General features: G+C 59.5%; 6 protein-coding genes. 2 read left to right on the top strand and 4 right to left on the bottom strand.

Going from position 1 to position 8,512, the window contains the following annotated elements:
* Positions 1-114: 114 nt before the first annotated feature.
* The 3 genes from AP059_RS08990 to acnA form a co-directional block, all read right to left on the bottom strand.
* Positions 115-1,680, bottom strand: coding sequence for a methyl-accepting chemotaxis protein (locus AP059_RS08990; protein ID WP_059762903.1), 1,566 nt, complete (start codon positions 1,678-1,680; stop codon positions 115-117).
* A gap of 113 nt (positions 1,681-1,793) precedes the next feature.
* Positions 1,794-2,585, bottom strand: a complete 792-nt coding sequence (locus tag AP059_RS08985) for a CPBP family intramembrane glutamic endopeptidase (RefSeq protein WP_059762902.1) — start codon at positions 2,583-2,585, stop codon at positions 1,794-1,796.
* A 115-nt stretch (positions 2,586-2,700) separates the two neighbouring features.
* Positions 2,701-5,442 carry an aconitate hydratase AcnA gene (gene acnA, locus AP059_RS08980; RefSeq protein ID WP_059762901.1) on the bottom strand — a complete coding sequence of 914 codons (2,742 nt, stop codon included), beginning with the start codon at positions 5,440-5,442 and terminating at the stop codon, positions 2,701-2,703.
* Between the two features lie 215 nt (positions 5,443-5,657).
* Between acnA and rlmM the strand changes: the two genes are divergently transcribed.
* Both rlmM and tusA read left to right on the top strand, forming a co-directional pair.
* Positions 5,658-6,734 carry a 23S rRNA (cytidine(2498)-2'-O)-methyltransferase RlmM gene (rlmM, locus tag AP059_RS08975; protein WP_048365646.1) on the top strand — a complete coding sequence of 359 codons (1,077 nt, stop codon included), beginning with the start codon at positions 5,658-5,660 and terminating at the stop codon, positions 6,732-6,734.
* Positions 6,735-6,748: 14 nt separating this feature from the next.
* Complete coding sequence (tusA, locus tag AP059_RS08970) at positions 6,749-6,997, top strand: sulfurtransferase TusA (RefSeq protein ID WP_059762900.1); 249 nt, start codon at positions 6,749-6,751, stop codon at positions 6,995-6,997.
* A gap of 104 nt (positions 6,998-7,101) precedes the next feature.
* Here tusA and AP059_RS08965 read toward each other — a convergent pair whose 3' ends face one another.
* Positions 7,102-8,505: an MATE family efflux transporter gene (locus AP059_RS08965; protein WP_048399158.1), complete on the bottom strand. Its 1,404-nt coding sequence runs from the start codon at positions 8,503-8,505 to the stop codon at positions 7,102-7,104.
* Between the last annotated feature and the right edge of the window lie 7 nt (positions 8,506-8,512).

The raw sequence follows: 8,512 nt of genomic DNA, 5'->3' as shown, positions 1-8,512 counted from the left end.
GTGCGCTGTGAACGCAAAACCTGTAGTCGCTGACGAGTAGTGCGAGGCTGCGTCCGGTTGCGCAGCAATCGTAAAAACCAACTCCTGCGCAGTGCCTGACGAGCGGCCTCAGGATCAGCGGTTAAACCGCTCCACCAGCGAATACTGCACATTGACGGTCTGGGTCAGTTCTTCACTCAGTTGTGCCGAGCGTTGGGCCTGATCGGAGGTTTGGTCAGCCAGGTCAGCAATGGTGCTGATGTTGCGGCTGATCTCTTCGGCGACTGAACTTTGTTCTTCGGTCGCGGCCGCGATTTGCGTGGTCATGTCGGTGATGTTGGCCACGGCCTCGCTAATGCCCACTAACGCCTCGTCAGCTTCCAGTACCCGCGCCACGCCTTCTTCAGCCTGACGGTGCCCGGCGTCCATGGTTTGCACGGCGCTGGCGGCGGTCTGTTGCAGCTTGGCGATCAGGCTGTGAATTTGCCCGGTCGAGGTGCTGGTGCGTTGCGCCAGTTGGCGGACTTCATCGGCGACCACCGCAAAGCCTCGGCCCATCTCGCCCGCCCGGGCGGCTTCGATGGCGGCGTTCAGCGCCAGCAGGTTGGTCTGGTCGGCAATGCCTTTGATCACATCGACGACGCCGCCGATTTCGTCACTGTCTTTGGCCAGTTGCGTCACTGTGGCGCCGGTCTCACCGACCACCACCGACAAGCGCTCGATGGCTTCGCGGGTTTCACCGGCAATGTCACGGCCGCGGCTGGTCAGGCGATTGGCTTCCTGGGTGGCGTCAGCGGTGCGTTGTACGTGGCTGGCGACTTCTTGCGTGGTCGCCGCCATTTGGTTGACGGCCGTGGCCACTTGCTCGGTTTCCATACGTTGACGTTCAAGCCCGGTGGAGCTTTGGTGCGCCAGTGCGTCAGATTGACGGGCCTGGTCGCTCAAGTGCTCGGCGGTGTCTTGCAGGCGTGTCAGGCAGGTTTTGAGGCGCGCTTCCTGGCTCAGAATGGACATTTCCAGACGCGCTTGCGGGCCACGGCTGTCGGTGTACATCTGCGCAATCAGCGGATCAGACGTGGTTTGCTCGGCCAAACGCAGCAAGCGCTTGATGCCGCGCTGCTGCCAGGTCAGGCCCAGCAGGCCCAGCGGAATCGACAACACGGCGGCCAGGGCAAAGCCCCAACTGGAGGTGAGCAGGGCGCCGATCATGAAGCTCAACTGGCTAACCAGAATAAACGGCAGCCAGTCTTGCAAGACCGGCAGCCACTTGTCGCGCTGCGGGATGGCCGCTTTGCCACGATTGATTCGCGAGTACAGAGCTTCGGCCCGACGCACTTGTTCGGCGGTCGGTTTGACGCGCACCGACTCGTAGCCCACCACGCGCTCGCCGTCGAACACCGGCGTTACGTAGGCGTTAACCCAGTAGTGGTCGCCCGTCTTGCAGCGGTTTTTGACGATGCCCATCCACGGCAAACCCTTTTTCAGGGTGGTCCACATGTGGTCGAAGACCGCAGGCGGCACGTCGGGATGGCGCACAAGGTTGTGCGGAGCGCGCATCAGCTCTTCACGCGAGAACCCGCTGATCTCGACAAAGGCGTCGTTGCAATAGGTAATGACGCCTTTGGCATCGGTCGTGGAAATCAACCGTTGTTGAGCGGGGAATGTGCGTTCGCGTTGAGTGATGGGCTGGTTATTACGCATGTCGTTTCAATCCGCAAGGCTTTGACAGGGTGTCGGCCCATGGGGGGAATTGTTTAATTAATATTTCAGTCGCGAGGCGCTGTCATAGAGCCACTACGAGGCCCGGTTGACGCCTATGGCATCAGCATCGGGTAGGTGAAAAAAACAAAGTGCAGCACGTTGAGCCCCAAATGGGTGGCGATCGCCGCACCGAGCCCCCCAAAACGGTAGGCCAAACCATAGCCGACGCCCGCGATTCCCGCCAACAGCATCCACTGCCCGCCTGCGGCAATATGTGCCAGGCCAAATAGTGCGCTGGCGATCAAGAGCGCCAGTGCTTGCCCATAAGGCACCTGTTTGAGCCAGCGACTCAGGCCGCCTTGTATATAGCCACGAAACAACACCTCTTCGACCAGCGTGACCAGCAGCAGGTTATTCAATAACCACAGCCAGCCTTGAGGCGGCCATTTTGGCGCCCAGTTGATCATGCCCAGTAACAGCGCTGCGCCCAGTGCGCCGGTGACTGCCAGTGCAAGCCCCATCAGGGTTGCGCCGAGGGAGGCACGCCAGTTGACGCGCGTGGCAATCCACGGGCACACCAGCAGCAGCCAAAAGCCGATCAGGGGTTTGTCGAGGTTGAGGTACATCGAGAACGGTACGGCATCAGGTGTCAGCCGTTGAGGGGCGATGGCGCGGCCATTATGAAAACCCGGCAGCCAGTGCAGCGCCAGGGCCAGCGCTACCCCTACAAACAGCCCATGCCCTGCATAACGCAGGTAACGGTGCCGGGTTTGCAGTGCTGCAAGCCCGCTAATGATCAGTAATGAGGCTGCGCCCGCAGCTTGCAGACCCCATTGGCCGTAGCTCAAGGCAACCCCGTATCCAAGGGTCAGAAGTGCCAGATAAGGCCATGGCAGAGCAATCATGAAAATCCTTTGAGTGGTCGAATAAAACACGCCCCGACTCATGTGCGGGGCGCGCAATTATAGCGATCACGCTCAGACGGATTTATCAAAAAACGTCGTAAGTGACTTCCGGTTTTCAGGAAGCAATTAACTGACGCAGCACATAGTGCAAAATGCCTCCGGCCTTGAAGTACTCCACCTCATTGAGGGTGTCGATGCGGCACAACACCTCAATCTGCTCTTTGCTGCCGTTTTCACGGGTAATCACCAGCGTCAGGTTCATGCGCGGCTGCAACTCGGCGCCGCTCAGGCCCAGAATGTCCAGGGTTTCCTTGCCGGTCAGGTTCAGGCTTTTGCGATTTTGATCAAGCTTGAACTGCAAGGGCAACACGCCCATGCCCACCAGATTGGAGCGGTGAATACGTTCAAAACTTTCGGCAATCACGGCTTTGACGCCCAGCAGATTGGTGCCTTTGGCGGCCCAGTCGCGGCTGGAGCCGGTGCCATATTCCTGACCGGCAATCACCACCAGCGGCGTGCCCGAAGCCTGATAGCGCATGGCCGCGTCATAGATCGACAGCTTTTCGCCGGTCGGGATGTAAATCGTGTTGCCGCCTTCTTCACCGCCAAGCATTTCGTTACGAATGCGGATGTTGGCAAAGGTGCCGCGCATCATCACTTCATGGTTACCACGGCGCGAACCGTAAGAGTTGAAGTCTCGCGGTTCGACGCCTTTTTCGCGCAGGTAACGCCCGGCGGGGCTGTCGGCCTTGATATTGCCGGCCGGGGAGATGTGGTCGGTGGTCACCGAATCGCCGAGCAACGCCAGCACCCGAGCACCTTCAACGTCCTTGATCACCGGCAAAGGGCCGCTGATGTCATCGAAGAACGGCGGGTGTTGAATGTAGGTCGAGTCTGCCTGCCACACGTAAGTGGCTGCCTGTGGCACTTCGATGGCTTGCCATTGCTCATCGCCCGCAAATACTTCGGCGTACTCCTTGTGGAACATGGCGGTACTGACCTTGGCCACGGCGTCGGCGATTTCTTTTTGGCTGGGCCAGATATCGCGCAGGTACACCGGCTGGCCATCTTTGCCAATGCCCAGCGGTTCACTGCTGATGTCCGTGCGCACGCTGCCCGCCAAGGCGTAAGCAACCACCAGCGGCGGGGAGGCCAGCCAGTTGGTTTTGACCAGCGGGTGAACCCGTCCTTCAAAGTTACGGTTGCCGGACAGCACAGAGGCCACGGTCAAATCGTTCTGGGTGATGGCTTTTTCAATGGGCTCAGGCAACGGGCCTGAGTTGCCAATACAGGTGGTGCAGCCGTAACCCACCAGCGAAAAGCCCAGTTGATCCAGATAAGGCGTCAAGCCCGCCGCCTTGTAGTAATCGGTGACGACTTTGGAGCCGGGCGCGAGGGAGGTTTTGACCCAAGGTTGAGTCATCAGGCCTTTTTCGACCGCCTTTTTGGCCACCAGACCCGCTGCCATCATCACGCTCGGGTTGGAGGTGTTGGTGCACGAGGTAATCGCAGCAATCACCACGGCACCGTTTTTCAGGCGATAGGTTTTACCTTCCCAGTCGTAATCGGCTTCACCCACCAAGTCGGCATTGCCCACGGCCACACCGCCACCGCCTTCACTTTCCAGACGGCCTTCTTCTTTATTGGTGGGTTTGAATTGCAGGCTCAGAAAATCACTAAACGCCTGGCCCACGTTGGGCAGCGAAACGCGGTCTTGTGGGCGTTTCGGCCCAGCCAGGCTGGCCTCGACGGTGGCCATGTCCAGCGCCAATGTGTCGGTGAACACCGGTTCCTGACCCGGTTCACGCCACAGGCCCTGCGCCTTGCAATAGGCTTCGACCAGTTTCACAGTGGCGTCGGGGCGCCCGGACAGGCGCAGGTAGTCCAGAGTGATTTGATCCACCGGGAAAAAGCCGCAGGTCGCACCGTATTCGGGCGCCATGTTGGCCAGCGTCGCACGGTCGGCCAGCGGTAAATCCGCGAGACCATCGCCATAAAACTCCACAAACTTGCCGACCACGCCTTTGCTGCGCAGCATTTGCGTCACCGTCAGCACCAGGTCGGTGGCAGTGATGCCTTCTTTGAGTTTGCCACTGAGCTTGAAGCCCACGACTTCCGGGATCAGCATCGACACGGGTTGGCCGAGCATCGCCGCTTCAGCCTCGATGCCGCCTACGCCCCAGCCCAGCACGCCCAGGCCGTTGATCATGGTGGTGTGGGAGTCGGTGCCTACCAGCGTGTCAGGAAAGGCATAGGTGCGGCCGTCTTCGTCTTTGGTCCAGACCGTGCGCCCCAGGTACTCCAGGTTCACTTGATGGCAAATCCCGGTGCCGGGTGGCACGACGCTGAAGTTGTCGAACGCGTTTTGGCCCCAGCGCAGGAACGCATAACGTTCGCCGTTACGCTCCATTTCAATGTCAACGTTCTGTTCAAAGGCGCTGGGGCTGGCAAATTTGTCGACCATCACGGAGTGGTCGATCACCAGGTCCACAGGCGACAGCGGGTTGATGCGCTGCGGGTCGCCACCGGCCTTGGCCATCGCGGCACGCATGGCCGCCAGATCGACCACGGCGGGCACCCCGGTGAAGTCCTGCATCAGTACGCGGGCCGGGCGATATTGGATTTCGCGATCCGAGCGACGCTCCTTAAGCCACGCCGCCAGGGACTTGAGGTCGGTTTCAGTGACGGTCTTGTTGTCTTGCCAACGCAGCAGGTTCTCCAGCAGCACCTTGAGTGACATCGGCAAGCGACTCAGATCACCGAGTGTTTTGGCGGCAAGCGGGAGGCTGAAGTAGTGATAAGTCTTATCGTCGACTTTTAATGTACTGAGGGTGTTCAGGCTATCGAGGGAGGACATGAAATGACTCCTTTAGACCCGCACGGTACGGGTCGTGTGGAACAAACTGAGCTTCTAACCTAGCTCTGATTCATCAAACTGGCTAATAACTGGACTGTCTATGCAGGTTCAAGGTTCCAATCTCAGTTATCATGCCGGCCTTTTTGTGACAGTCCTTGCGCCAAGGCAAGGATGTGCAGCGGGCTAATCCTCGCGCGCTGCTCAGGAGTGATTCAATGAACACCGTTTTTATGCACTGCCGCCCAGGTTTTGAAGGTGAGGTCTGCTCGGAAATCGCCGAGCATGCCGCGCGCCTCAATGTGTCCGGTTACGCCAAAGCCAAACCTGCCAGTGCCTGCGCCGAATTTGTGTGCACCGAAGCGGGCGGCGCTGAACGCCTGATGCGCGGTTTGCGTTTCGCCGAACTGATTTTTCCGCGGCAGTGGGCGCGGGGTGAATTTATTGAGTTGCCCGAAACCGACCGTATCAGTGTGATCCTTGAACACATGGCCGATTTTGCGGTGTGTGGCAGCCTGTGGCTGGAAATGGTCGACACCAATGACGGCAAAGAGCTGTCCAACTTCTGTAAAAAGTTTGACGCTCACCTGCGCAAGGCGCTGATCAAGGCCGGCAAGCTGGTGGAAGACGATGACAGCAAACCGCGTTTGCTGTTGACCGTTAAAAGTGGTCGCGAGCTGTTCCTCGGGCTGGCTGAGTCTGGCAACAGTGCGATGTGGCCAATGGGCATCCCGCGCTTGAAGTTCCCGCGTGAGGCGCCAAGTCGCTCGACCTTGAAGCTTGAAGAAGCCTGGCACCACTTCATCCCCCGTGAGCAGTGGGACGATCGTCTGCACAGCGACATGACCGGGGTTGACCTGGGCGCCGCGCCGGGCGGTTGGACCTGGCAGTTGGTCAACCGTGGCATGCTGGTGACGGCCATCGACAATGGCCCGATGGCCGAGAGCTTGATGGACACGGGGCTGGTGCAGCATTTGATGGCTGACGGTTTTACCTTCAAGCCTAAACAGCCGGTGGACTGGATGGTCTGCGATATCGTCGAAAAGCCTGCGCGCAATGCGGCAATGCTCGAAGAGTGGATCGGCGATGGCCACTGCCGTGAAGCGGTGGTCAACCTCAAACTGCCCATGAAACAGCGCTATGCCGAAGTGCGCCGTTTGCTTGATCGCATCGCCGATGGCTTCAAGGCGCGTGGCATCACGGTCGAAATTGGCTGCAAGCAGCTGTACCACGACCGCGAAGAAGTGACCTGCCACTTGCGTCGACTGGACGTGAAAAAACCTAAATCCCGTTGATTAAGGAGTGACTGATGAGTAGCGCTGACCTGCCGGTTGACGGCACGCTGGATGCCAGCGGCCTTAACTGCCCGGAGCCGGTGATGATGTTGCATCAACACATCCGCGACCTGGTGCCGGGTGGTGTGTTGAAAGTGATCGCCACCGACCCTTCGACCAAACGCGACATCCCCAAGTTTTGTGTGTTTCTGGATCACGAACTGGTGAAGCAAAAAGAAGAGGCGGGCACGTACCTGTACTGGATCCGCAAGAAGCAGGGATAAAACCGACCGCCGCCTGCGCCAGCCACTACAGGGATCAAGACAAACCCCGTAGTCGGTGACGCAGGCGGCGCAAGGTTGCAACGCAACCCGTGTGTCCAGCCAGGCTAGATGCGGGCCGCACGAATGCGTTTTTTGGCACTGCTCACCAGTCGCACGCTGAGCATCAACGCCGCGCAGGTCAGGCCGACAATCAAACCTTGCCACAACCCGCTCGGGCCGCTGGGTTCGCCCAGCCAGTCGGTCAGGCCCAGCGCATAGCCCACGGGCAAGCCCACACCCCAGTACGCGAACAAGGTCATGATCATCGTTACCCGCGTGTCTTGATACCCGCGCAGGGCACCGGCTGCGGTCACTTGAATCACGTCTGAAAACTGATACAGCGCTGCGAACACCAGCAGCAGGGTAGCCACTTCAAGCACCATTGGATCGGCGGTGTAGATACTGGCAATCGGCCCGCGCAGCAGCAGAATCAAACTGGCCGAAATACACGCCCACACCAGTGCGGTGCCCATGCCTACGCCTGCGACAAAGCGGGCTTCACGCGGTTGCTCACGGCCCAGCGCCTGACCCACGCGCACGGTGATCGCCATCCCCAATGAATACGGGATCATGAACACCAGCGAGCTGAAGTTAAGGGCAATTTGATGGCCAGAAACCACGGTTGCGCCCAGGCTGCCAATCAACAACGCAATCACCGCAAAAATGCTCGACTCGGCAAACACGGCGATACCAATGGGCAGGCCGACGCTGAGCAAGCGTTTGAGAATGGGCCACTGGGGCCATTCGAAATGGCTGTACACCTGGCTCGTTTGATAGATCGCGCCACGGTACGTCCACACCACCATGCCCAACGCCATAAACCACATCACAATGGCCGTCGCCCAGCCGCAACCGACGCCGCCCATGGCCGGTACGCCCAAATGGCCATAGATGAACACGTAGTTGAGAGGGATGTTCAGCGCCAGCGCACACAGGCCCAGCACCATGCTCGGGCGGGTTTTACCCAGCCCGTCACTGAACCCGCGCAGCACGCAGTAAATCGCCACGGCGGGCATGCCGCTGGCAATCCCGTGCAAATAGCCCATGCACGGTTCAATCAAGTCAGGCGCGACCTTCATCCAGTGCAGCAAGGGTTCGGCCGCGATCAGAATCAAGGCGGCGCAGACGCCGGTTATCAAGGCCAGCCACAGGGCCTGGCGCACGATAGGGCCGATTTCACGGTGGTTGTTGGCGCCGAAACGCTGAGCGACTTTGGGCGTGGTGGCCAGCAAAATGCCAGACATCAGCAGAAATACCGGCACCCACACCGAGTTGCCCAGCGCCACGGCCGCCAGATCGCGCGGGCCGACTCGCCCAGCCATGACCGCATCGACAAACCCCATTGCCGTGGTGGCCACTTGAGAAATGATGATCGGAAACGCCAGCGCCATCAGCGCGCGTACTTCGGTACGTACCCGTGCAGGGCGGCTGATGCGAGTGGCACAAATATCAGGAGAAACAGAATTCACAAGCGTG

It is taken from the genome of Pseudomonas sp. TAA207 (genome assembly GCF_001529285.1).
In the GTDB taxonomy this organism is placed as follows: Bacteria; Pseudomonadota; Gammaproteobacteria; order Pseudomonadales; family Pseudomonadaceae; genus Aquipseudomonas; species Aquipseudomonas weihenstephanensis.
This window is presented reverse-complemented; position numbering and strand designations above follow the sequence as displayed.